This is a genomic window from Pseudomonas sp. URMO17WK12:I9, from assembly GCF_900230165.1.
Lineage (GTDB): Bacteria > Pseudomonadota > Gammaproteobacteria > Pseudomonadales > Pseudomonadaceae > Aquipseudomonas > Aquipseudomonas fulva.
The window spans coordinates 165140-189520 of the sequence record NZ_OCMQ01000005.1 but is presented as its reverse complement, the minus strand read 5'-3'; the positions used below and the strand labels follow the sequence as shown (position 1 = coordinate 189520).

The 24381-nt window shown below is 62.6% G+C and carries 17 protein-coding genes; 2 read left to right on the top strand and 15 right to left on the bottom strand.

Annotation, left to right across the window (positions count from 1 at the left end):
- Window positions 1-85 precede the first annotated feature (85 nt).
- The 5 genes from CRP40_RS12835 to pip all read right to left on the bottom strand — a co-directional run bounded on the left by CRP40_RS12835 (window position 86) and on the right by pip (window position 7086).
- The gene (locus tag CRP40_RS12835; RefSeq protein ID WP_023533017.1) at window positions 86-886 is read right to left on the bottom strand and encodes a transporter substrate-binding domain-containing protein; all 801 of its coding nucleotides are present in this window, start codon (window positions 884-886) and stop codon (window positions 86-88) included.
- Window positions 887-1128: 242 nt separating this feature from the next.
- Entirely contained in the window at window positions 1129-3702 is a 2574-nt protein-coding gene (gene mdoH / locus CRP40_RS12830) for a glucans biosynthesis glucosyltransferase MdoH (RefSeq protein WP_027914054.1), read from the bottom strand.
- On the bottom strand, window positions 3695-5416 hold the full coding sequence (locus tag CRP40_RS12825) for a glucan biosynthesis protein G (RefSeq protein WP_201870985.1): 1722 nt from the start codon (window positions 5414-5416) through the stop codon (window positions 3695-3697). Before CRP40_RS12825 ends, mdoH begins: the two co-directional genes overlap by 8 nt.
- A 264-nt stretch (window positions 5417-5680) precedes the next feature.
- Window positions 5681-6118, bottom strand: coding sequence for a D-aminoacyl-tRNA deacylase (dtd, locus tag CRP40_RS12820; protein WP_027914056.1), 438 nt, complete (start codon window positions 6116-6118; stop codon window positions 5681-5683).
- On the bottom strand, window positions 6115-7086 hold the full coding sequence (pip, locus tag CRP40_RS12815; protein WP_027914057.1) for a prolyl aminopeptidase: 972 nt from the start codon (window positions 7084-7086) through the stop codon (window positions 6115-6117). The genes dtd and pip overlap by 4 nt, the downstream gene beginning before the upstream one ends.
- Window positions 7087-7267: 181 nt before the next feature.
- Between pip and CRP40_RS12810 the strand changes: the two genes are divergently transcribed.
- The gene (locus CRP40_RS12810; RefSeq protein ID WP_027914058.1) at window positions 7268-12787 is read left to right on the top strand and encodes a DUF6543 domain-containing protein; all 5520 of its coding nucleotides are present in this window, start codon (window positions 7268-7270) and stop codon (window positions 12785-12787) included.
- A 48-nt stretch (window positions 12788-12835) separates the two neighbouring features.
- On the opposite strand, the gene hutG is transcribed toward CRP40_RS12810, so the two are convergent.
- The 7 genes from hutG to hutC all read right to left on the bottom strand — a co-directional run bounded on the left by hutG (window position 12836) and on the right by hutC (window position 21058).
- Window positions 12836-13639 carry an N-formylglutamate deformylase gene (gene hutG, locus CRP40_RS12805; protein ID WP_027914059.1) on the bottom strand — a complete coding sequence of 268 codons (804 nt, stop codon included), beginning with the start codon at window positions 13637-13639 and terminating at the stop codon, window positions 12836-12838.
- A gap of 10 nt (window positions 13640-13649) precedes the next feature.
- On the bottom strand, window positions 13650-14855 hold the full coding sequence (gene hutI, locus CRP40_RS12800; protein ID WP_027914060.1) for an imidazolonepropionase: 1206 nt from the start codon (window positions 14853-14855) through the stop codon (window positions 13650-13652).
- A 15-nt stretch (window positions 14856-14870) separates the two neighbouring features.
- Entirely contained in the window at window positions 14871-16274 is a 1404-nt protein-coding gene (locus tag CRP40_RS12795) for an amino acid permease (RefSeq protein WP_027914061.1), read from the bottom strand.
- A gap of 67 nt (window positions 16275-16341) precedes the next feature.
- The gene (gene hutH / locus CRP40_RS12790; RefSeq protein ID WP_027914062.1) at window positions 16342-17874 is read right to left on the bottom strand and encodes a histidine ammonia-lyase; all 1533 of its coding nucleotides are present in this window, start codon (window positions 17872-17874) and stop codon (window positions 16342-16344) included.
- A 98-nt stretch (window positions 17875-17972) separates the two neighbouring features.
- Entirely contained in the window at window positions 17973-19646 is a 1674-nt protein-coding gene (hutU, locus tag CRP40_RS12785) for a urocanate hydratase (RefSeq protein ID WP_027914063.1), read from the bottom strand.
- A gap of 135 nt (window positions 19647-19781) precedes the next feature.
- Window positions 19782-20351 carry a HutD family protein gene (locus tag CRP40_RS12780; RefSeq protein WP_027914064.1) on the bottom strand — a complete coding sequence of 190 codons (570 nt, stop codon included), beginning with the start codon at window positions 20349-20351 and terminating at the stop codon, window positions 19782-19784.
- Window positions 20348-21058 (bottom strand): histidine utilization repressor, encoded by a 711-nt coding sequence (gene hutC / locus CRP40_RS12775; RefSeq protein ID WP_173645899.1) that lies wholly within the window; start codon window positions 21056-21058, stop codon window positions 20348-20350. The genes CRP40_RS12780 and hutC overlap by 4 nt, the downstream gene beginning before the upstream one ends.
- A 143-nt stretch (window positions 21059-21201) precedes the next feature.
- On the opposite strand from hutC, the gene CRP40_RS12770 reads away from it, so the two are divergent.
- Entirely contained in the window at window positions 21202-22566 is a 1365-nt protein-coding gene (locus CRP40_RS12770) for a formimidoylglutamate deiminase (RefSeq protein ID WP_027914066.1), read from the top strand.
- A 104-nt stretch (window positions 22567-22670) separates the two neighbouring features.
- Here the strand turns inward: CRP40_RS12770 and CRP40_RS12765 are convergent, their stop codons facing one another.
- The 3 genes from CRP40_RS12765 to CRP40_RS12755 form a co-directional block, all read right to left on the bottom strand.
- Entirely contained in the window at window positions 22671-23243 is a 573-nt protein-coding gene (locus CRP40_RS12765) for a lipocalin family protein (RefSeq protein ID WP_027914067.1), read from the bottom strand.
- Window positions 23240-23494, bottom strand: a complete 255-nt coding sequence (gene bamE / locus CRP40_RS12760) for an outer membrane protein assembly factor BamE (protein WP_027914068.1) — start codon at window positions 23492-23494, stop codon at window positions 23240-23242. The genes CRP40_RS12765 and bamE overlap by 4 nt, the downstream gene beginning before the upstream one ends.
- Window positions 23495-23784: 290 nt before the next feature.
- Window positions 23785-24381: a DUF924 family protein gene (locus tag CRP40_RS12755; protein ID WP_027914069.1), complete on the bottom strand. Its 597-nt coding sequence runs from the start codon at window positions 24379-24381 to the stop codon at window positions 23785-23787.

Sequence of the window (24381 nt, the reverse complement as noted above, 5' to 3'; positions counted from 1 at the left end):
CGCAAGCCGCAAGCCGCAGCCTGTAGCCGACCCCACAAGGTCGGTCACTGGCTACGGCCTGCAGCTTGCGGCCTGAAGTTGCCTTTTATTCCATGTCCTTGAGCCAGTCCTTGTTCTTGAACCACTTGTCGTGAATACGATCGTAGGTCCCGTCATGCTTGATCTGGTGCAGGAAATTGTTGATGAAGTTGATGCTGTCGTAGTCGCCTTTCTTCAGGCCGAAGGCCAGCGGCTCGTAGGTGAAGGGTTCTTCGAGGAACAGCAGCTTGCCAGCACCGGCCTTCTCAACGGCCACTACGTTGTACGGCGCGTCATAGACGAAGGCGTCTGCCTTGCCGTTGACCACATCCATGACCGCTTCCTGCTCATTGTCATAGCCGTGGTACTTGGCTTTGCCGATCAGCTTCTTGGACACCATCTCGCCGGTGGTACCCAGCTTGGAGGTCAGGCGGTACTTCTCGTTGTTCAGGTCCTTGTACGACTTGATCTCGCCGGCCAGGTCCTTGCGGATCAGCAGGGTCTGGCCCACGACGATGAAAGGCTCGCTGAAGTTCAGGCGCAGGTTGCGCTCCTGGGTCAAGGTCATGCCGCTGCCGATCATGTCGAACTTGTCAGTCAGCAGGGCGGGGATGATGCCGTCGTAGGCGGTGGATACCGCTTCGAACTTGACGCCCATCGACTTGGCCATGGCCTTGAGGATGTCGACCTCAAAACCAATGATCTCGCCACGCTTGTTGGTCATCTGGAACGGCATGTAGGTCGGGTCCATGCCCACACGCAGCGTGCCACGCTTGACGGCCTCGTCGATGGCCCCGGCCTGGGCGGCGGACACCGCCACCAGAGCGGTCATGCCCACCAGCAGCCGCGAAAGGTATTTCTTGAACATCACCAAGTCCCCTGAAAGTAGAAGTAGCGCGTTTTCTTATTGGTACGGCCGTGCGGGCCGCCATGAGCTATCGGAGAGGGATGCTAACGCATGGCGCGCTGGCGATATAGCATCGGGGGGGACTTTGTTGGCCTAAATCGGCCCGAGGGGCAAAAGCGTCGCGGGCCAACCCGGTCCGGCGCTACCCTGCAAACGTCGGCTGCAGGGTAGGTCGGAACGGGCTGGCCCGCTAATGGCGCAGGTCAGGAGCCTGCGAGTGCCGGTTGACCCTCATGTTCAGGATGCAGCGGCAACAACGGTGAATGCGGGTCGCCCTTGATCGAGGCGCGCCAGGCATCGATCCATGCCGCGTGCTGCTGCGACCATACCTGCTCGTGCAGGCGGGTCAGCGCCACGGGGTCGCTCAGCAATGCCAGGCGCGTGCCCAGGTCGAGTCCATGGGGGCCAACTTCCAGAGCTTTGACGATGCGTTCGGCACGCATGGCCTCGATGGGCGCTGCCTGACCGTGCCGGGCAGTGGCCATGGCACACGCCAGAGCATTCTGCCGCGGGTCCACTACCGCGCGCACAAAACCGTCGCGCAGGGCGTGCCAGCGATTCTCGTGGGTATACTGGTCCGTGGCCAGCAGCTCCTGCGGTGTGGCGTATTCCTCAGGAATCAGGAACAGCTTCTCGTCCTTGGCGGCCAGACCCAGGCGGGTACGGCTGGAAATGACCGAGACCGGAATGGACAGCATCAACGAGCCCACGATCGGCGTCAGCCACCACAGGAAACTGGGGTTCAGCCAGGCTACCAGACCTGCCCATGCCACGCCCAGCAAGGTCTGCGGACCATGACGCTTGACCGCTTCGCTCCAGGGTGTGGAATCGTCGTCGCGCTGCGGGGAGTTCCAGGTGGCGGCCCAGCCCAGGAACGCGGCCAGCACGAAGCGGGTGTGGAAGATCATGCGCACCGGCGCCAGCAACATGGAGAACAGCATTTCCATGAGCATCGACAAGGTGACCTTGATCCGCCCGCCGTACTCAACTGCGCCCTTGGCCCAGATCAGGATGACGCTGAGCAATTTGGGCAGGAACAGCAGCACGATGGTGGTGGAGAACAACGCCACGGCTTTTTCCGGGTGCCATTGAGGCCACAGCGGATACAGCTGGTACGGCTCGATGAAGTACTGGGGCTCCATCAGGGTGTTGGTCGCCAGCAACGCAGTGGACAGCACCAGGAACAGGAACCACAACGGCGCAGACAGGTAGGACATGACACCCGTCAGGAACACGGCACGGTGCACCGGGTGCATGCCCTTGACCAGGAACAGCCGGAAGTTCATCAGGTTGCCATGACACCAGCGACGGTCGCGCTTGAGTTCGTCGAGCAGGTTGGGCGGCAGTTCTTCGTAGCTGCCCGGCAAGTCATAGGCGATCCATACGCCCCAACCGGCGCGGCGCATGAGCGCGGCTTCGACGAAGTCGTGGGAAAGAATGGCCCCAGCGAACGCACCCTTGCCTGGCAATGGCGCCAATGCGCAGTGTTCGATGAACGGCTTCATGCGAATGATCGCATTGTGCCCCCAGTAGTGCGACTCACCCAGCTGCCAGAAGTGCAGGCCGGCCGTGAACAATGGGCCGTATACGCGCGTGGCGAACTGCTGCATGCGCGCATACAGGGTATCCATGCCCGACGCCTTGGGCCCGGTCTGGATGATGCCGGCATCGGGGTTGGCCTCCATCAGGCGCACCAGGCTGCTCAGGCATTCGCCGCTCATGACGCTGTCGGCGTCCAGCACCACCATGTACTTGTATTCGCTGCCCCAGCGGCGGCAGAAGTCGTCGAGGTTACCACTCTTGCGCTTCACCCGACGCCGGCGACGGCGGTAGAAGATACGGCCGAACCCCTTGGTTTCACGGCACACGTCCAGCCATGCCTGCTGCTCGGCAACGGCAATGTCGGTGTCGTTGGTGTCGCTGAGCACAAAGAAGTCGAAACGGTCCAGGTTACCGCTGGCTGCTACCGACTCGAACGTTGCACGCAGGCCTGCAAACACCCGCGGCACGTCTTCGTTGCAGATCGGCATGACCAGCGCAGTACGTGCATCGGGCGCGATGGGTTCGTTGCCGGCACTGCTGCCGGAAATCTTGTACTTGTCGCGCCCGGTCAGCAGCTCAAGGAAGCCCATCAGGGCAGTCCAGAAGCCGGCCGACACCCAGCAGAACAGAATCCCGAAGAGAATCAGGATGGACGTCTGCAAGGCGTACGGCCATACCTGCACCACCGTATCCCAGATCGGCTGAGCGAAGATTTCGTCCAGATCGACGAACGACCAGCCCTGGTAGGGCAGGATGCTCTTCATGTACCAGCCAGCGACCAGTGTCTGCCCGATCATCAGCGCCAGCAGGATGTATCGGCGGATCGAGCCGACAGTGCGCCAGCGGGCCGCCGGCAACTCACGCTTGGGTGGCTGCGGTGCGTTGGTACGCCCGGTCAGGCGCCGCCATACCCGCACCAGCAGGTTGGTACGCCATGGCTCGGGAACGACCTTGGTACGCGTGATGGGCGGCGCGATCTTCAGGCACAGGCGCCCGTTACCGTCCACCCCGAGCATCTCGGCCTCTTCCAGTTCACCCGCGGTGCCGACCGTCAGGCGCGAGCCCACCGAGGCCTGCACGGCCTCGGCTGGGCTGGCGTGCGAGTTGGCCGCCAGGCGCTGGTGCAGCTCACTGAACGATGCGCAATTGGCCAGTTCCGCGCGCTGCTCATCGCTCATTGGAAGGTGGGCCAGGTACTCGCCAAGCGATACCGGCTTTGGGCTCGAGTTACTCATCGGCAGGCAACTGATAGGTCCAGGTTTCGGTCAGCACCTTTTCGGTGGTGGCCGCAGCCTCGGCGGTGGGCGCCGCGTCGGCGGCAGGTTGTTCGGCCTTGGCGGTTTTCTCGGCCTTGGCATGCTTGGCAGACGCCTTGTCCTGCTTGGCGTCCGTGGCAGGCGCTGGAGCCTCTACGGGCACATCGCGCACCAGCGCTGCACGCATTTCGGTCGACTTGTTGGCTTCTTTGACCTTCAGACGCAGCGTCAGGCGCCAGCCCTTGGTTTCAGGGTTGTAGCGCAGGTTGTTCTCGACCACCTCACCGTTGTCGCCCACGCTGATCTGGCTGCGCACCGGGGTGTCTTCAGGCAGGGCGGCAAGTGCCGGGCCCGCGAAGTCGACCAGGAAAGCCACGCTGCCATCAGGCTGGCGGATCAGGTTGGACTGCTTGACGTCGCCAGTGGAGCGCAGGGTCTGCTTGACCCAGCCCAACTCAGGCGCCTGGAACTTGGGTTCGTCGATGGTCCAATGCAGGCGGTAGGCGAACTCGGCCGCCTCGCCAGGCTCGGGCAGCTTTTCCGGGCTCCAGAAAGCAACGATGTTGTCGTTGGTTTCGTCGGCCGTCGGGATTTCCACCAGGTCGACGGAGCCCTTGCCCCAGTCGCCTTTGGGTTCGATCCAGGCACTTGGGCGCTTCTGGTAGTTATCATCCAGGTCTTCATAGTCGCTGAAGGCGCGCTGGCGCTGCATCAGACCGAAGCCGCGCGGGTTCTCGACGCTGAAATTGCTGACCGACAGGTGCTTGGGGTTATTCAGCGGGCGCCACAGCCACTCGCCGTTGCCGGCATGGATGGACAGGCCTTCGGAATCGTGCAACGCAGGACGGTAGTTGAGGACCTTGGACGGCTGGTTCGGACCGAACAGGTACATGCTGGTCAGCGGCGCGACGCCCAGGCGGCTGACATGATCGCGCAGGTACACGCGCGACTGCACGTCAACGACCGTGTCGTTGCCCGGACGCAGGGTGAGCTTGTAGGCGCCGGTTGAGCGCGGGGAGTCCAGCAGCGCGTAGATCACCAGGTGCTTGTCGGCCGGCTGCGGCTTCTCGACCCAGAACTCGGTGAACCGTGGGAATTCTTCGCCCGAAGGCAGCGCCGTGTCGATGGCCAGGCCACGGGCCGACAGGCCATACACATGGCCCTTGCCCACGACGCGGAAATAACTGGCGCCAAGCAGGGTCATGATTTCGTCCTGCTTGTCGGCCTTGTTGATCGGGTACAGCACGCGGAAGCCCGCATAGCCCAGGTTCTTGGTGGCATCGGCATCATGCGGCACGTCGCCGAACTCGAAGCGGCTCGGGTCGTACTTGATTTCCTGGACCTTGGTGGCGGTGACTTCGTTGATTTTCACCGGCGTATCGAAGTGCATGCCCTGGTGGTAGAACGACAGCTTGAACGGTGTCTTGTCGTTGGCCCACTCGGCCTTTTCCTGCAGGAAGTGGATCTTCTGGTAGTCCGCGAACTTCATGTCGCGGAACACGGCCGGCAGGTTGCTTTTGGGCGCTTCGTACTTCTGGCCGGCCAGATCCTTTGCCTTGGCTGCAACATCGTCAAGATTGAATGCCCACAGCTGGCCCGCGCTCATCAGGCCAACGATTGCCATGCTGGCCATCAGCGCCTTGCGCAGCCTGACGCCGGGGATTCTTGATGCTTTTTGGGGACTAACAATCACGAGCAACCCTCGCCGAAAACAGATCATGAAACCAACGGCCAGCGACAAATGCCGGGTTGGCGAGCACTGTTCGGACCCCGTAAGGGCGTAATGATTCCCCAAACGGCTACGGACAATGCTCGAGTCAGAGTGAAACGGACCTGCGAACGCAGGCCTCATGCAGCGCGCGATTATCCAGCAGGTCGCGTGACAACGCATCAGGCTGCAACAACTATTTATGGTATAGAACCGCTTATTTATTCAAGAAAGCGGCTTTTTTTAACCTTAAATTTGTAACAGCAATGTTACAGGGCCATCATTGACCAGGTGGACCTGCATGTCGGCACCGAACTGACCGGTAGCGACGTCGGCGTGGCGGTCTCTGGCTTGCGTCACCAGGTAGTCGAACAGCTCGGCGCCCAAGGCCGGCGGCGCCGCCGTGGAAAAGCTGGGGCGCATGCCGTTGCGGGTGTCGGCCGCCAATGTGAACTGCGAGACCAGCAGCAGCCCGCCCCCCACTTCTTTCAACGACAGGTTCATCTTGTCCTGCTCATCGCTGAACACGCGGTAGTTCAACAGCTTGTGCAGCAGCTTGTCAGCATGCTCGCGGGTGTCGTCCGGCTCCACGGCCACCAGCACCAGCAGGCCTTGCTCGACAGCGCCGATGACCTGGCCCTGCACTTCCACCCGCGCGTTGCGCACCCGTTGCAGCAGGCCCTTCATGCTTCTTCCAGTGGCAAGTCGAGCAGGCGCCTGGCCATCTGGTCGGCTGCGCGCACCAGAGCATCGGTAATGCCCGGCTCGGATGCGGCATGCCCGGCATCGCGAATGACCTTCAGTTCACTGTTCGGCCACGCCTGGTGCAGTTCCCAAGCGTTGTCCAGTGGGCAGATCACGTCGTAGCGCCCGTGCACGATCACCGCCGGCAGGTGGGCGATGCTGGGCAGGTCGCGCACCAGCTGGTTCGGCTCCAGGAAGGCGTTGTTCATGAAGTAGTGGCATTCGATGCGGGCGATGGACAAGGCCCGCTGCGGCTCGGAGAACCGGTCCACTACCAGGGGGTTGGGCCGCAGTGTGGCCGTGCGGCCCTCCCAAGTGGACCATGCCTTGGCCGCGTGCATCTGGGCAATCTGGTCGGAGCCGGTCAGGCGCTTGTGGAACGCGCTGACCATATCGCCGCGCTCCTCCGGTGGGATGGGCGCAATGTAGTCCTGCCAGTAGTCGGGGAACAGGCGGCTGGCACCTTCCTGGTAGAACCACTGTATCTCCTGGGGCCTGCACAGGAAGATGCCGCGCAGGATCAGACCATGCACGCGTTCGGGGTGAGTCTGGGCATAGGCCAGCGCGAGCGTGGAGCCCCATGAGCCGCCGAACAGTACCCACTTGTCGATACCCAGGTGTTCACGGATGCGCTCCATGTCCTCCACCAGGTGCCAGGTGGTGTTGTTTTCCAGGCTGGCATGGGGGGTGGAGCGGCCACAGCCGCGCTGGTCGAAGGTGATAATGCGGTACAGGGTGGGATCGAAATAGCACCGGCTCTGGGCGTCGCAGCCTGCACCCGGGCCGCCGTGAATGAAGACCACTGGCAAACCTTCGGGCGAGCCGCTTTCATCGACGTACAGCACGTGTGGCGCTTCCACGGCCAGATCGTGCCGGGCGTAGGGTTTGATCTGCGGGTAGAGGGTCTGCATTGCGCACTCCGTGTGAAGGTTGTTCGACCGTGAGCCATCATAAACCTGAATTGAGCGCAGAGCATGCTTGTACATCAACTCCATGCCTGGCCCGGTACAGTTGCCGGGCAGATATATCTACCTCCTTTCTCCTTCCCCGGCCCTACAGAGTCCTTCACCTCATCGTGCAGAGGACTGCTAAATGCCAACACCCACCAGCGACACCCTACCCTCACAAGGTGTCCATTACTCCACCATTGCCAAGCGCATCCCCCAGTGGCTGAAAAAAAGCCCGACCCACACGCACCAGGCCATGCGCAATTGGCGGCAGGCACCTGCCTGGCTGGCGTCAGCGATCACGGAGCAACCGGCCGTCGCGCGTGCCTGGAGCATCGAACACGCACAGCACCGTCAGCACCAAGCGCAGGTCGCGGCGCTGTTCGAGCAGGTTGCAGAGCTGGAGATCTATGCCAGAAAGGCGTTGACCGAAGCCATTGCCGAACGCTTTGGTCTACAGGTCGATGTCGACAAGAGCTACCTGGTGGACGCGCGCCTGATCGAGGAGCACGACGCCCTGGACGGGCGGCAGGCCGTGGAGCGGGCGACCCGTTCACTGCTTCAGGCAGCCCTGCATAACTTCGAGGCGTCCGCCGCCGTTGAAGGTGGCATGGATGCACCCGATGGGCTCCTGAAAAAATCGGTGATTCTCGACCACCGGCGTTTCATGGGCACCGTGCCTATCATCAATGCACTGGACATTCCGGCAGAAGCCTTCGCCGACCTGTGTCGGACGTTGGACATTGGTGGGAAATATCACGACCTGATACACGCGATCTACTACCCGGCCGCAACGGCTGACCGCAGTGCGGACGAGGTGGCCCTGGAGGTGTATCAAACACTGGGGCGGGCGGAGGAATCGGCTTGGCGACAGTCCCTGCACTACGCTCGCTTGAAGGGCGATATCAGCGAGACGTTCTACACCGCCGCGCTGGAAGTACCGCTCGATCAAAAGCTGGATCCTCTCGCATCGGGGTTCAGGTTCAGCGAGCTGCAACTCTGGGGCTGCGTACTGACGGGAGTAGTGGTCATCGAGAGGCAATCGGGTGCCGATAGCCGCATTGCGCTGTATATCCCCGACGACGAGGAAACACCCCTCAAGGCGTTCGCCGATACGCAGGCCATGCATGACGCACTGCGGGATCGGCTCCAGGCTGACATGGGCTACCTGGACAAGCATGTGCCCGAGCGCGACAAGGAGATGGTTAGACAGCGCCTGCAAGCGCGTCTGACACCACCGGGCTGGAGTACCCGCGGCCTGCACGAGCCCGTACGCGATCCACATGCCAGGCTCTACCCCGTTCAAACGCCTTTCACCCACGCGTTCCAGGGGCTCATGGCCTTTCGCAAGGTGGAACGTCATGAACAGGACGTGCTCTTCCACGCTGTCCCAACCCAGATCGTGGACCGGCGTACGGCCCAGGCTCACCGCGAGCTCATTGCCGGGCGCGCGTTGCTGGCATTGAACATCGCCGGCTTCTTCGTGCCTGGCCTTGGGGAGGCCATGCTTTTGGTGGGCATCGTCCAGCTGGCCCATGAGGTGTATGAGGGGATCGAAGCCTGGGAGGCAGACGAGCGCGACACAGCTTACGACTACCTGATCGATGTCGTCGAGAACGTGGCGGTCATGGCTGCGCTGACAGCTGCCGGCCATGCGCTCAAAGGCGCGCCGCAAATCCCAGGGGGCGACGAACCCATCGTCGAAGAACCCGACGACGAATCGGGTGATGCGCGCATTCCCGTCGAGACCCCGTCATTCATCGAAGAGCTGGAAGACGTGGACATGCCTGATGGGCAGGTTAGCCTGTGGAAACCTGATCTGACGCCCTATCAAATCCAGGACCCACTGCCACAGTCATTGGCACCGGATGAGCAGGGCCTGTTGTTGCATGAGGGTCAGCAACGGCTGGTGCTGCAGGGTCGCCAGTATCAGGTCGTGTCAGACGCCGACACTGGCCAATACCGGCTGCAGCACCCACAGGGCGAGCATCGCTATCAGCCACCGCTGCGCTACAACGGCGCTGGCGCGTGGATACAGGTCACCGACCGCCCCGCTACCTGGACAGGTTCGACCTTGTTGCAACGAATGGGGCACCTGAGTGCTGACTTCGATGAGCCGACGCTGCAACGGATGCTGCAGATCAGTGACACGGACGAAGATACCTTGCGCAGGGCGCTGGTGGAGAGCGAGCGATTGCCGGCGTTGCTGCAAGACACCCTCCAGCGGTTCAAGCTTGACCAGTCGATCAGCCAGTTGCCCGTCACGGCAGACCGCTCAACCGAATTTTTCAGAGCCTACAGGCGCATGGCATCGGCCCAGCTGCCCGACGCCGAACCGGTCATGCGGGCATACCCCGGTCTTCCAGCCGCCATTGCCGACGAGCTGGTACGCAGCGCGACTGCCAACGAACGGGGCCTGCTGGCAAGCGGTAGGGTACCGTTACGCCTGAGCGAGGAAATTCGTGTTTATCTGCAACAGGTCCGTCTGGCGCGGGCTTACGAGGGGCTGTTTCTGGTAGGGGCTCAGAGCTGGGACAGCGATCGACTCGTGCTGCATACCTTGCCGACACTCAGGCAATGGCCTACCGGTACCAGGCTACAAATCCTGCGAGGTGGGTTCTGGCCCACTCAAGCCGAGGCAATCGGCCCCAAGCAAGGTAACCCCTGCGTAACCATCATCCATGCCCCTGCAGGGTACATCGTCCAGGATCAAGCCGAGTCACCTAGGTTGGTAACGGCACACCCGGACCTCTTTACCGCGCTTCACGAGGCGCTGCCAGACGTCATGGCACAACTCGGCGCGGCTGACGCTGCGGCCCTGCGGCACCTGATGCAGGAAAGTCCGTTGCTGCCTCGCCCAGCCTTGCGCAGGGCCCTGGGCATGCGGCCGGTGCGCCCCGGCTATCGGTCACCCATGCGCCTTGCCGAGGGCCGCCTGGGGTATCCGCTGAGCGGCAGTGGCCCGCAAGCCCATGCGGTCTCTTATTCGCAGCTCCTTGCAGAGGTCGAGGCATTGGAGTTGGCGCAGCGTACCGGCCGCTCTGCCGATCAGGTGATCAATACGCTGGCCAGCAGTGGCCGCACGCGCCTGCAGATTTTCGAACACCTGCAACGTTTGGCCGAGCAGCGCACCGAACTGCAAAGCAGGCTCGATGACTGGAGCGAGGCCATTTCGCCGTCGACCGATGCAGCAGCACGCAACTACGATGCGTTGCGCGAGGCTATCGTGCAGTTCTGGTATGACACGGCGTTGGACGAAGGCGACCGGAGCACGTCCGTGTTACGCCTGGCGCTGATCTCTCTGGCCGATATTCCGTTGAACTTACCCGAGTTCTTCTACCAGCGAGTGCGCAGCCTGACCCTCTATGACCTGCCCTCAGGCGCGATGGCCAGCTGGGCGCAGAACGAGCGTTTGCTGCAACGCCTGCTCCGTCAGATGCCGCAACTCCAGGCATTGGAAATTGACCGGCCCTACACACCGCGGGCAACACCCTCGGCATTCATATTCAGCATTCCCACCATTCTGGAAAACCTGCCACAGCTGCAGCGCTTGGTACTGACCAACCAGAACATTGCCTTGTCCTCCAGTGACCTGCACATGCTGACCGGTGCCCGGCAGCTGCGTCATCTGGACCTTTCCGGAAATCGCTTGGCACAAGGCAACCGTCCGAGCTTCCACGCGCTCACACTCGATTACCTCGGGCTCGACCGCATGCATCTGTCGCAATGGCCGATGGGCATCGACAGCGATGCCTTGAGCCGCATCGGTGAGCTGTCCCTGCGCGCCAATAACCTGCTCACGCTGCCATCGTTCCTGCTGCACGAAGCCGAATCACTGCGACTCCCGCCGGTCATCAACCTTGAAGGCAACCCGATCAACGAAATTCACGTGCAGCGTTTGCTCATGAACGAGCAGCTGGACACTTCTGGTATTCGCGTGGACCAGCCGCCGTCGCTTATCGAGGGAATCACGCGCCTGCGCACCGAGCGCTCGCAGGTACGAGAAGCGCTGGAGGGCTGGGCGCAGGCATCGAGTTCCAGCAACCCCCTGACACAAACCGCCCTGGCCGAGCGTCAACGCATTGAAACGGCGATCAATGATTTCTGGACATATCAGGAACAGGGCCATCGATACCTCAGGCTGCATCTGGAAGACGTGTCGATCGAGCACTTCCCGAGGCGCCTGCCCCCCTTCTTTGGCGAGCGTGTTCGCGCCCTGGCCTTGACCCGCTTGCGAGGCACGACTGCGCAGCTTGATGAGCTGCTCAGTCGGTTTCCGGGTATCACGCGCCTGACCATAGACGGTCATCAAGCGCCGCAATCGACACTGCCTACCGCCTTGCTGCGCTTGCCGGAGCTGGAGTACCTGGAGTTGCGCAACATGGGTTTGGAAATCGATGAGCCTATGTTCGAGATTTTTGGCCGCCTGAACCACCTTACTTCGCTGGACCTTTCGGGCAACCGGGTGGGCACCATCAATCGTGTTCCTGCACAGCTTGCAGCGAATCTCCAGTCCCTGGTGCTGAGCAACATGGACCTGCAGGGCTGGCCGCACTGGTGCGACCTGTTGCTGCCGCTCGAGTTGCTCGACCTCAGTTCGAACAACATCACCGAACTGCCGGACCGTGTCCTGTCGAACCTGGATAGCACCATTCCGATTTCTTCTGTGTCCCTGTTGGACAACCCGCTGCCAGCCGAAACCATCCAGCGGGTCCGCACGTTTTCCGACAGCCATCACAGCTTCTCCTTCGCCTTGGACATTCCCAACGACCTGCTCACCGATGGTTCCAGTGATGGCTCTCTGGACCACCCGCACTTTCCGGTGTCCGGTGACGATACCCCACGGATGGAATCGTGGATGTTGGGAAATGCACTGCAAAATGAATCCCTGCAGGTATGCTGGGATGCGCTTGCAGGCAGTGACTTGCTGCGCCTGGTGGGCCGTCTGCAAAACGCAGCCCCTTACGTGGAGCCCGCTACTCGGGGCAGGTTTTGCGAACGGGTGCGACTGATGCTGGTCGCGGCGGTCAGCAACCCGACCGAGCGGCCATTGCTGGAAAGCATCGCTGTAGCGGCGCTGCCTGACGAAAATGGCGCACAAACCTGTCATGACGGCGCGCTTCAGGCGTTCAACAACATCGAGTTGTACCTGATGCATCAACGTGTCGTGATCGATGCAGGAGATAGCCTGCAGCAGATGCGCCAAAGGCTGTTGCAGCTGTTCCGGGTAGAGGAACTCGAACACCTTGCCCAGCACCGCTCGATACCGGGGGATCTGGTTTCGGTGCGCCTGGCTTATCGCCGCGAACTGGCCAAGGAACTCGAGCTGCCCATCGCCGACCGCATGCGTTTCCGAAGTGCTGCCAACCTGGCGGCCGATGAGCTTTCGAGCGTGCTCGAACACGTGCGCAAGCGCGAACACAGCGAAGCGTTCATCGACTATCTGCTGTCCAACCAGGACTGGACCCAGCGCCTTCGCGGTGAATACGCCGAGCGGTTCGAGGAGGTTGAAAACCGGTACCGCCAGCGGGTACTGGAACTGGCCAACACCAGCCATCCGCTGCAGGAAGAGGTGATCTTGCAACAAGGCTTGCAGATGGATCGGGAACTCGAGGAGCAGGCACTGCTGCGCGAACTCACGCTCAAGGAGGTCGCCAAAGGCTGACGATTGACCGGGCGGCGCGCGTACCCCGCGCTGCCTGGCCGATTGCCTTTAGTTGCGATAATGCGCCTGGCCCCACGCTAGCAGCGCCTGCAGAAGCTGCTTGAGCACCGTCTGGGTGGGGCCTGCCAAATCTTCACGGTAGCTAAAAGGCTCACGCTCTAGCATGTAGGTGCTTTGCGCAAGCTCGAGCTGGACGGCGTGAACGTGCGCGGCTGGGTTGCCGTAATGACGGGTGATGTGCCCGCCCTTGAAGCGCCCATTGAGCGCATGATCGTAACCGTGCGCCTGTTGGCAGACGTGCGTCAGCCGCTGGGCCAGGCTGGGGTCGCAACTCGCATCATTGAAGGTCCCGAGGTTGAAGTCCGGTAGCTTGCCGTCGAACAACCGAGGAATGTGCGAGCGAATGGAATGGGCGTCCCAGAGCAGGGCATAGCCGAACGTCTCACGCAAACGTGCCAGCTCATGCCTGATTGCCCTGTGATAAGGGTGCCAGATGTGCTCAAGGTAATGCTTGCGCTCTGCCGGGCTTGGCGCCAGCCCCTCCTTGAACAAAGGTTCACCTTCAAAGAGCGTGTCCGGATAAAGCCCCGTGGTGGCCCCGGCATACAGCGGCTTGTCGTCCTCTGGGCGATTGAGGTCGATGACGAAGCGCGAATACTCGGCCGTCAGTACACTGGCGCCCAGCGCCTGGGCGAAATCGTACAGACGGGGAATGTGCCAGTCCGTGTCGGGCAAGCTGCGCGCCTGATCGACCAGGCCATCGGCCACTGCCGGGGTCAGCTTCAGGCCCGCATGGGGAATGCTGATCAACAGCGGCAATTGACCCTGGTGAAAGCTCAGTACCTTGTCCATCTCGCCTCGCTCAGATATCCAGTTCATGGCCGCCGCGCACGACGCGCTTGGGCAGGTCGCCGCCAAGCCAGTAGGCCAGGTCGGCAGGGCGTTCTATTTGCCAGGCAACGAAGTCGGCGGCCTTGCCCGCTTCAAGGGTGCCATGGCTGCTTCCCATGCCCAGCGCTTGCGCCGCATGGGTGGTGACACCGGCGAGGGCCTCTTCCGGCGTCATGCGGAACAAGGTGCAGCCCATGTTCAGCATCAGCCGCAGTGACAGGCCTGGTGAGGTGCCCGGGTTCAGGTCGCTGGCCAGGGCGATTTTCACGCCGTGCCGACGCAGGGCCTCCATCGGCGGAACTTGGGTCTCGCGCAGAAAGTAGAACGCGCCGGGCAGCAAGACGGCCACGGTGCCAGCCGTTGCCATGGCCACGGCATCTTCTTCTGTCATGAATTCCAGGTGATCGGCCGACAGTGCCTGGTAGCGGGCGGCCAAGCTGGAGCCGTGCAAGGAAGACAATTGTTCAGCGTGCAGCTTGACCGGCAAACCCAGTTGCTGTGCCTTGATGAACAGGCGTTCAACCTGGACGGGTGAGAAGGCCAGGTGTTCGCAGAAGGCATCCACCGCATCCACCAGCCCTTCTGCTGCCAATGCCGGCAGCATGTCATCACAGATGTGGGCAATGAAGTCGTCGCTGCGTTCGGCGTATTCCGGCGGCAAGGCGTGAGCCGCCAGGCACGTGGCCCGAACCGTGATACCCAGCTCGTCACCCAGACGCCGGGCTACACGCAGCATCTTGCGCTCGTTGGCCAAGTCCAGGCCGTAACCGGACTTGATCTCCAGGGTGGTCACGCCGTCGCGCATCAACGCCCGGACGCGCTGCCGGGCGCTGGCGAACAGCATGTCTTCACTGGCGGCGCGGGTGGCCCTCACGGTGCTGGCAATGCCCCCGCCCTGCGCGGCGATCTCGGCATAGCTCACACCTTGCAGCCGCTGTTCGAACTCGCCGCTGCGGTTGCCGCCGAATACCGCGTGCGTGTGGCAATCGATCAGCCCGGGGGTCACCCAAGTGCCGCCCAGGTCCACCGTCTGCTCGGTCCCTTCGACTTGCCAGTCGGCACGTGGGCCGATCCACAGGATCCGCCCACCACCGGTCACGATGGCGGCGTCTTCGATGATCGAATAACGGCCTTGGGCCATGGTTGCCACGTGGCAGTGTTGCCAGAGGGTTTTCATGCAGGTTCTCCTTTGCTAGCGATGCAACTCGGCGGCTTCGGCCACCGACGCGCCCTGCCCTGTGCGCGGCTTGCACCACAACAGGTAGGACGCCACCAGAAAGACCAGCCAGACCATGCCGACCAACAACGCCGCCTGGGTGTCCGGGAAATAGCCAAGCACACCGAAGACGAAGACCATGAAGGCGATGGCCAATGCCGGGCCCCAGGGCCAGAACGGTACCGGGAACTTGAGCTCGGCCATCTGCTCACGGCTCATGCGCCGCCGCATCGCCACTTGAGTGATGAGGATCATCAGCCAGACCCAGACGGTGGCGAAGGTAGCGATCGAGGCGATCAGCAGAAACACGTTTTCAGGGATCAGGTAATTGAGCAGTACCCCAACCAGCAGTGCTGCCCCCATCACCACCACCGTCATCCACGGCACGCCATGCCTGGACAGCCGGCTGAAGCCCTTGGGGGCATGCCCCTGCTGGGCCAGACCATACATCATGCGGCCCGCACCGAAGATATCGCTGTTGATGGCAGAAACGGCCGCAGAGATCACCACCACGTTCAGCACCGCAGCCGCAGAGCCGATCCCCAGATTGCTGAAGATCTGCACAAAAGGGCTGCCCTGGCTGCCAATCTGCGGCCAGGGGTACAGGCACATCAGCACGAACAGGGTGAGCACATAGAACAGCAGGATGCGCAGGGGCACGGCGTTGATCGCCTTGGGAATCACCCGTTGCGGATCCTTGGCCTCGCCTGCGGTCACCCCGATGATCTCGATGCCGCCAAAGGCGAACATGACCACTGCAAACGAGGCGATCAACCCGGCGACACCGTTAGGCATGAAACCGCCATGCTCGAACAGGTTGCCCACGCCCACGGCCTGCCCGCTGCCCACCTGGCTGAAGCCGCAGGCCATGATGCCAAGGCCCGCCAGGATCATGGCCACGATCGCGCCCACCTTGAGCAAGGACAGCCAGAATTCCAGTTCGCCGAACACCTTGACGTTGCACAGGTTGAGCGCACCGATGACCAAGACGATGCCCAGCACCCATGTCCAACGGGCGACCTCTGGGAACCAGAAGCCCATGTAGATGCCGAACGCCGTCACATCGGCGATGGCGACGATGACCATCTCGAACGCATAGGTCCAGCCGAGGATAAAGCCGGCCATGGGGCCCAGGTAGGTGCTGGCGTAGTGACCGAATGAGCCGGCCACGGGGTTGTGTACGGCCATTTCGCCCAATGCCCGCATGACCATGAATACCGCAGCGCCGCCGATCAGATAGGCCAGCAATACCGCCGGGCCGGCCATCTGGATGGCCGATGCCGAGCCGTAGAACAGGCCGGTACCGATGGCAGAGCCGAGGGCCATGAAACGAATGTGGCGGGCAGTCAGCCCGCGCTTGAGACCTTGTGCAGGTTGCATGTCACGTCCTTGAATTGTTTTTGTGGTCGTGAGATACGGGGGCCGCCACCAAAGGCCCCCGAGCGCATTACAGACTTGGTAGCACGCCCGCTGGCAATAGCGCGGTCAGACTGCCTTCGGCCAGCATGTGCACGGCCTTTTCGATGTCCGGTGCAAAGAACCGGTCGCGGTCGTAGTGCGGCACTTCACGGCGTAATGCCTGGCGCGCCTGTTCGAGCCTGGCGGAGGTCTTGAGCCCCTTGCGCAGGTCCAGGCCCTGGCAGGCGCCCAACCACTCGATCGCCAGCACGCCCCGGGTATTTTCAGCCATTTCCCATAGGCGCTTGCCAGCAGCCGGGGCCATTGAGACATGGTCCTCCTGGTTGGCGGAGGTCGGCAGGCTGTCGACGCTGTGCGGGTGGGACAGGGCCTTGTTCTCGCTGGCCAGTGCGGCGGCGGTGACCTGGGCGATCATGAAGCCCGAGTTGACCCCACCGTTTTCCACCAGGAAGGGCGGCAACTGGGACATGTGCTTGTCCATCATCAGCGAGATGCGGCGCTCGCTCAACGCGCCCATTTCGGCGATGGCCAGGGCGATGTTGTCGGCGGCCATCGCCACCGGCTCGGCATGGAAGTTACCGCCGGAAACCACGTCGCCTTCGGCGGCGAACACCAAAGGGTTGTCCGACACGGCATTGGCCTCGACGCCGAGTACCTCGGCAGCCTGACGCAGTTGGGTGAGGCAGGCGCCCATCACTTGTGGCTGGCAGCGCAGCGAGTAAGGATCCTGGACCTTGTCGCAGTTCTGGTGCGAAAGCGATACCTCGCTGGTGTCCCCCAGCAGGGCCCTGAAGCAGGCAGCGGTGTCGATCTGTCCGCGCTGGCCGCGCACTGCATGGATACGGGCATCGAAGGGCGAGCGCGAACCAAGGGCGGCTTCCACGCTGAGCGCGCCGCAGGTGACCGCGGCGGCGAACAGGTCTTCGCCATGGAACAGCCCGCGCAGGGCATAGGCCGTGGAGGCCTGGGTACCATTGAGCAGGGCGAGCCCCTCTTTGGCGGCCAGGGTCAACGGCTCAAGACCGGCGATGGCCAGGGCCTCGGTAGCCGCAAGCCACTGGCCCTTGTAGCGCGCCTTGCCCTCGCCCAGCAGTACCAGAGACATGTGGGCCAGCGGCGCGAGGTCACCGGAGGCGCCGACCGAGCCTTTGAGGGGGATGTGGGGATAGACCTCGGCGTTGACCAGCGCGATCAGCGCGTCGATGACCTTGCGGCGAATACCGGAGAAGCCGCGGCTCAGGCTGTTGATCTTCAGCACCATGATCAATCGGACCAGCGCGTCATCGAGCGGCGCACCGATCCCGGCGGCATGCGACAGCACCAGCGAACGCTGCAGGTTTTCCAGGTCGTGGCTGGCGATACGGGTCGACGCCAGCAGTCCGAAACCGGTGTTGATGCCGTAGGCGGTACGGTCCTGCGCGATGATCTGCTCGACGCAGGCCACGCTGGCATCGATGGCCGGGCCGGCGCTGGCGTCGAGTTGAAGCCGTACAGGGCCTGCATGCACAGTGCGCAGTTGCGCCAGGGTCAGGCAGCCGGGCTTGAGGGTAAGTTCGGTCACGTTGCTACTCCAGTTCGCGAGGCATGACCGGCAGCGCCAGCCCGCCTCTTCTTGTTGTCGAGTATCACCCTTGTGGGGTGCATTGCAGAGGGAGGTGATCAGCCGGTGATCATCGGCAGGTCCAGCCCCTGCGCTTGCGCGCACTCAATGGCGATAGCGTAACCGGCATCGGCGTGACGCATGACACCGGTGCCTGGGTCATTGGCCAGCACGCGAGCGATACGAGCCGCCGCCTCGTCGCTGCCGTCACAGACGATGACCATGCCCGAGTGTTGGGAGAAGCCCATGCCGACACCGCCGCCATGGTGCAGCGACACCCAGGTGGCACCACTGGCGGTATTGAGCAGGGCATTGAGCAATGGCCAGTCGGAGACCGCATCGGAGCCATCGCGCATGGCTTCGGTTTCGCGGTTGGGGCTGGCGACCGAGCCCGAATCGAGATGGTCGCGCCCGATCACGATCGGTGCCGACAGCTCGCCACTGCGCACCATTTCGTTGAACGCCAGGCCCAGCTTGGCCCGCAGCCCCAGCCCTACCCAACAGATGCGGGCCGGCAAGCCTTGGAAGCTGATGCGCTCGCGGGCCATGTCCAGCCAGCGGTGCAGGTGGGCGTCGTCGGGGATCAATTCCTTGACCTTGGCATCGGTCTTGTAGATGTCTTCGGCTTCGCCGGACAACGCTGCCCAGCGGAAGGGGCCGATGCCCCGGCAGAACAGTGGACGGATGTAAGCCGGCACGAAACCTGGGAAATCGAACGCATTGGCCACGCCTTCTTCCTTGGCCATCTGGCGAATGTTGTTGCCGTAGTCGAAGGTGGGCACGCCCTGCTGCTGAAAATCGAGCATGGCCTGTACATGCACGGCCATCGACTGCTTGGCAGCCTTGACCACGGCCACCGGGTCGGTCTGTGCGCGGTCGCGGTACTGCTCCCACGTCCAGCCGGCGGGCAGGTAGCCATTGAGCGGGTCATGCGCGCTGGTCTGGTCGGTGACCATGTCTGGCCGCACCCCGCGCCTGACCAACTCAGGCAATACGTCGGCCGCATTGCCATGCAAGGCGATGGAAATAGCCTTGCCTTCGGCGGTGTAACGGGCGATGCGCGCCAGGGCATCGTCCAGGTCAGTGGCCTGCTCATCGACGTAGCGGGTTTGCAGGCGGAAATCGATACGGCTTTGCTGGCACTCGATGTTCAGCGAACAAGCCCCGGCCAAGGTCGCGGCCAATGGCTGGGCCCCACCCATGCCACCCAGACCTGCGGTCAGCACCCACTTGCCCTTGAGGCTGCCGCCGTAGTGCTGGCGACCCGCCTCGACGAAGGTTTCGTAAGTGCCTTGGACGATGCCCTGGCTGCCGATGTAGATCCAGCTGCCAGCGGTCATCTGGCCATACATGGCCAGGCCTTTGGCGTCCAGCTCGTTGAAGTGCTCCCAGCTGGCCCAGTGAGGGACCAAGTTCGAGTTGGCGATCAGCACGCGTGGTGCGTTGCTGTGAGTCTTGAACACGCCGACCGGCTTGCCGGACTGGACCAGCAGGGTTTCGTCGTCTTCCAGACGGGTCAGGGTTTCGACGATCTTGTCGTAGCAGTCCCAGTTGCGCGCGGCCCGGCCGATGCCACCGTACACCACCAGTTCCTTGGGGTTCTCGGCGACCTGCGGGTCGAGGTTGTTCATCAACATGCGCAGTGGCGCTTCGGTCAGCCAGCTTTTGGCAGTGAGCGTATTGCCACGCGGGGCACGGATTTCAACGTCACGGTATTTGTTGTTGTCGGTCACGGGAATGTCCTTTGCGGTCGGCTGCAGCAGATGTGTCGTGGAACAATACAAACACATCTTTACTTGTATGTACAAGCATGGACAAGTGAAATTCGCAGACCTTGACGCCGCAAGCGATGCCAGCCCAGGGTCAGCTCAACGGGGATCGAGTTCGATCAGGCAGCACTGCCCCTGTACGTCCAACGCCAGCAACGCTTCGTTACCTTCCAGTTGCAGGCAGTCATGACGCCCCAATTGCAGGGCCTGGTGCCCCGCCGCCACTTCTACCGCTTGGCTGGCGGCAAACAGCAGCACGGTCGAGGCCGAGGTGTGCAAACGGTTGAAACCTTCCAGCCATTGCAAGCGCGCCCGATAGCGCTGCGGTGCGTAGATGAGGTTGAAATCACGAATCGGCCCGCCGATAAGGTGGCAATCGACCTCGCTTGCCCCCTCGAACGCAAACCCGTCGAATGGCAGCAGCGGCCGGCTGAGTTGGCCGTCTACCCACAGACGCATGCCATCGCCCTGCAGCACGGTGATGATCCGCTGGTAGCCGGCGAAGCTCGAAAAAGCGCCCGACGCCTGGATATCGGCAATCGACAAGCGCCAGCCAAAACCGTCCAGGCCGTTGCCGTGGTCACGGGCGATTTCCTCGGTGAAGCCAGCGCCGTTTTTCCAGGGCATGCGCGGATAGTCCCGCGCCTGCAACACATGCAATCGGCTCATTTGCCAAAACGTCCTTCCAGGCGATGGCGCGAACCGGGGTGAATCAGGCGCGCGGCCGTGACCGGCTGGCGCCCGGACCAGGTACGGCGGCGGATCAGCAGGCATGGCTCGCCGCGTTCGATTTGCAGGAGCTGGCATTCTTCAGGCTCTGCCAGGATCGCCTCGACCACATGCTCGCCCTCCGTCAGCGGAGCTACCTGGGACAGATAGGCATAAGGCGTCTGACGGGTGAAGTCCTGCAGAAGGTATTCGGGCGCCACGGCCGCATTGACGTAGCGATCTTCGATCTGCACCGGGGTATCGTTCTCGAAATGCACGATCAGTGAATGAAATACCCGCTGACCTTCGCGCATGTTCAAGGCCAGCGCTCGCTCGGAACCTGCAGCTTCCTCGGCAAGCACCACGACCTGGCAGCTATGCCGGTGCCCGCGTGCGGCGATTTCGTCGGCGATGTTGTTCACTTCGAACAGCGCCGAGCGGCCTTTGGGCTCGGCTACGAAGGTGCCGACACCTTGCATGCGCACCAACAGCCCCTCGGCTGTGAGCTCGCGCAGGGCGCGATTGATGGTCATGCGGCTGAAGCCCAGTTGGCTGACCAGTTCGCTTTCCGAGGGCACACGGTGATGCGGCGGCCAGCTACCGTCGTCGATGTGCTGCTTGATCATCTGTTTGACCCGCGCGTACAGCGGCGCCGGGCCTTCGCCCATGGGGGCAACCAGCGCGTTGGCAGGAGGTGTCGGCACGGCCAGAAATCCTTGTGCATAAGAAATGAGCGTTAGCTTGCCGGAGTTTACCCGGCAGGCAAACGCCTGTATATGTATATACAAGCTAACAAGAACAGGAGCCTGCAATGCCCGCCTATTTTGCCCAACGCGCCTTGTTGCCTACGGGGTGGGCCCGAGACGTGCGCTTAGACGTCGGTACGGACGGGTTCCTGACACGCATTGAAGCCGGCGCTTGCGCCGACGGCGCAGAGCGTCTGGCGGGGCCCCTACTTCCCGGTATGCCGAATGTGCACTCCCACGCGTTCCAGCGGGCCATGGCCGGGCTTGCCGAGGTCGTCGGCGACCCCAATGACAGCTTCTGGACCTGGCGCGACCTCATGTACCGGCTGGTCGGGCAGATCACGCCTGAGCAGCTGCAGGTCATCGCCCGCCAGCTCTACATCGAGATGCTCAAAGCGGGCTATACCGCGGTGGCGGAATTCCATTACGTGCACCATGACCAGGCAGGCAATGCGTATGCAGACCCGACCGAGTTGTCTCGCCGGATCAGCGCAGCGGCCACGCAGAGCGGCATCGGCCTGACCCTGCTGCCGGTACTCTACAGCCATGCAGGGTTTGGCGGCCAAACGCCAAGCGATGGCCAGCGCCGGTTCATCCAGTCCACCGATCACTACCTGCGTTTGCAGGCGCAATTGGCGCCGCTGCTGGCCGCGCAACCGGCGCAGGGGCTGGGCTTGTGCTTTCACTCGCTGCGGGCCGTGACGCCTGGGCAGATCGCCGGGGTATTGGCGGCCAGTGACGACAAATGCCCGGTGCACATTCATATTGCCGAGCAGCAACGGGAAGTCGATGACTGCCTGGCCTGGAGCGGCCTGCGACCCTTGCAATGGCTGTATGAGCACGTGGCCGTGGATGAGCGCTGGTGCCTGGTGCACGCCACACACGCCCAGCCGGACGAAGTGACAGCCATGGCCCGCAGCGGCGCCGTGGCGGGATTGTGCCTGACGACCGAAGCCAACCTGGGCGACGGCATTTTCCCGGCCACAGACTACCTGGCACAGGGCGGGCGCCTGGGGATTGGTTCGGACAGCCATGTCTCGCTAAGCGTGGTTGAAGAGCTGCGCTGGCTGGAGTACGGCCAGCGCCTGCGCGACCAGCGACGCAACCGCTTGCATCGCCGCGAGCAACCGATGGTCGGGCGCACCTTGCTCGACGCTGCGTGGGCAGGGGGTGCACAGGCGCTGGGTCAGCCCATTGGCGAACTGGCTGTAGGCAAGCGCGCCGACTGGCTGGTGCTTGATGATCAGGACCCCTACATCGCCATGGCCGACGGTGATGGCATTCTCAATCGGTGGCTGTTTGCCGGCGGTGACCGGCAGGTTCGCGACGTGATGGTCAATGGCCAATGGGTGGTACGCCAAGGCCATCATCTGCAAGAGGAGCAAAGCCGCGCGGCATTCGCTCAGGTACTGCGGCAGCTTTTGGGATGACCCTATCAAGGCCGCTTAGCGGCGGCCGCGATTCGAGCTGAGGCGCTACAGCAGGCCCCGGGTAGGCATGACGTTCGCTTCCGCCCACCACGCCTGCAACCCACTCAGTGCATCTTGACGATCTGCTGGTCGGAAGCTCGCCAGATCAACCGGCTGGTGTCGTAGCCCTGCTGGCGGGCCTTGGCGAGCAAGTGTTCGCGCTCCCAGGCCGGCAAGCTGGGCGTGCGTGACAGAATCCACAAGTACTTGCGGTCCGGGCTGCCGACAACCGCGGTGCGGTAGCGCTCGTCCACATACAAGATCCAGTATTCGCCCCTGGCAACGCCAGGGACCAGGCGTGTGAACCAGTTGTCGAATTCCACCCACAGCCTGTCGGTATGCCCTGGCGCCTCGATGTAGGCACGGCCTTCGGCACGCAGCCACTCGTCACCCAGGGTGCGGCAGCGGTTCAGCAAACCGAATGACCCGTCGGGTTTGAGGTTGTAATGGGCCTCCGACTGTTCGCAGCCGGCCTGATAGCGCATGGGCAAGCGTGCAAGCTCGTACCACTTGCCCTGGTAACGCTTGAGATCCACCTGCCCCGCGGTCTTCGGTGCAAGCGGGTCGTTCATCGACCCCGCGCACCCGCCGAGCAAGAGGGTCAGGCACAGGCCCAACAGTAGCCCGGCAGCCCTCATTTGAGACCCTGCCCCGAATACATCAAGACCTTGTCCGACGCGTACTGCACGCTGATGAAGCTCCGCTCGTCCCCCCACGTGCAACTGCTCATGCCCAAGGCGCCAGAACACTCGGTCGGCGTGCCGAGCAATTGCTCGACCTCGGCCTTGCTCATGCCGGCCTTGAGTTTGGAATAGTTTTCCTGATTGATCTTGCTGCAGGCGGCGAGCACGACACACAGCGACAACAGGGCGAGGGAACGCAACGACATGAAGACACTCCTGAACGAGGGAGCAGGCGAGTGGCCTGCAGTGCCCTTCGACGGGAAAATGCCTCCCAGGTTCCCTGTTGGACCTGCCCAAGACCGCTACCGCTGATCGGGAAAATGGCTTATTCGAATGAGCCGCCCGGGGCTTGGTGTGTTCAATATGGGGTTTTACGTGCCTGGGCCGGGTCTGAAACAGCAGACACTAATGGGGCCGCTGTGCGGCCCCATTAGTGTCAAGTCAATCGCATTAGCCCATGGAGGGCGGCCTCAGTCATTGGACGTAGAGCGCTGCTTCAGAACCTGGAACCCGGCTCGAGCAGAAAATCCATCTCTTCACTGGTACTGGGCCTGTCCAGCACGAGGTTGCGGTGCGGGAACCGGCCAAACCGCTCGATTACCCGCTGGTGTTGCTGGGCATAATCCAGGAAGCCTTCGAACAACCGACGGTTGGCTTCAGGTTGCTCGTCAAGCAGCACCTGGTAGCGCTCGACGGACATGTTCTGCCAGTCCAGCACTTCGGCATGCTCGAGCACCAGCAGCACGAATACCCGCTGGATCGGGAGCAACTGATAATCCCAGTCCTTCTGCAACCCCTGAAGGGCGACCACTTGCGCACGCCGATCACCCTCGAACGCACGTGGCGTGTCGCGGTAGATCATGCGTGGCAGCTGATCGAGCAGTAGCAGAAGCCCAAGCCAGCCCTGAGGGCTCTGCTGCCACTCGTCGAGCCCACCTGCCAAGGCCTGGTCGACAAGCTCACCGAACAGCGCCTGGGCCTCGGCGTCGTGATGCTTGCCGAACCATTGGGCGCTCTTCTCGTCAGCCACGGCCTGGGCGCTGGTGCCCCAACCGAACCACCATTCCAGCAAAGGCTGCCAAGGTGCGAGCAT

Bases quoted from the DNA above. Each gene is read 5' to 3' on its own strand.
- hutG (WP_027914059.1), bottom strand. From the start codon at position 13,639: ATGGACAAGGTACTGAGCTTTCACCAGGGTCAATTGCCGCTGTTGATC.
- CRP40_RS12835 (WP_023533017.1), bottom strand. From the start codon at position 886: ATGTTCAAGAAATACCTTTCGCGGCTGCTGGTGGGCATGACCGCTCTG.
- hutC (WP_173645899.1), bottom strand. From the start codon at position 21,058: ATGGGCGAAGGCCCGGCGCCGCTGTACGCGCGGGTCAAACAGATGATC.
- pip (WP_027914057.1), bottom strand. From the start codon at position 7,086: ATGCAGACCCTCTACCCGCAGATCAAACCCTACGCCCGGCACGATCTG.
- dtd (WP_027914056.1), bottom strand. From the start codon at position 6,118: ATGAAGGGCCTGCTGCAACGGGTGCGCAACGCGCGGGTGGAAGTGCAG.
- CRP40_RS12765 (WP_027914067.1), bottom strand. From the start codon at position 23,243: ATGAGGGCTGCCGGGCTACTGTTGGGCCTGTGCCTGACCCTCTTGCTC.
- CRP40_RS12810 (WP_027914058.1), top strand. From the start codon at position 7,268: ATGCCAACACCCACCAGCGACACCCTACCCTCACAAGGTGTCCATTAC.
- CRP40_RS12795 (WP_027914061.1), bottom strand. From the start codon at position 16,274: ATGCAACCTGCACAAGGTCTCAAGCGCGGGCTGACTGCCCGCCACATT.
- CRP40_RS12770 (WP_027914066.1), top strand. From the start codon at position 21,202: ATGCCCGCCTATTTTGCCCAACGCGCCTTGTTGCCTACGGGGTGGGCC.
- bamE (WP_027914068.1), bottom strand. From the start codon at position 23,494: ATGTCGTTGCGTTCCCTCGCCCTGTTGTCGCTGTGTGTCGTGCTCGCC.
- mdoH (WP_027914054.1), bottom strand. From the start codon at position 3,702: ATGAGTAACTCGAGCCCAAAGCCGGTATCGCTTGGCGAGTACCTGGCC.
- CRP40_RS12755 (WP_027914069.1), bottom strand. From the start codon at position 24,381: ATGCTCGCACCTTGGCAGCCTTTGCTGGAATGGTGGTTCGGTTGGGGC.
- CRP40_RS12780 (WP_027914064.1), bottom strand. From the start codon at position 20,351: ATGAGCCGATTGCATGTGTTGCAGGCGCGGGACTATCCGCGCATGCCC.
- hutI (WP_027914060.1), bottom strand. From the start codon at position 14,855: ATGAAAACCCTCTGGCAACACTGCCACGTGGCAACCATGGCCCAAGGC.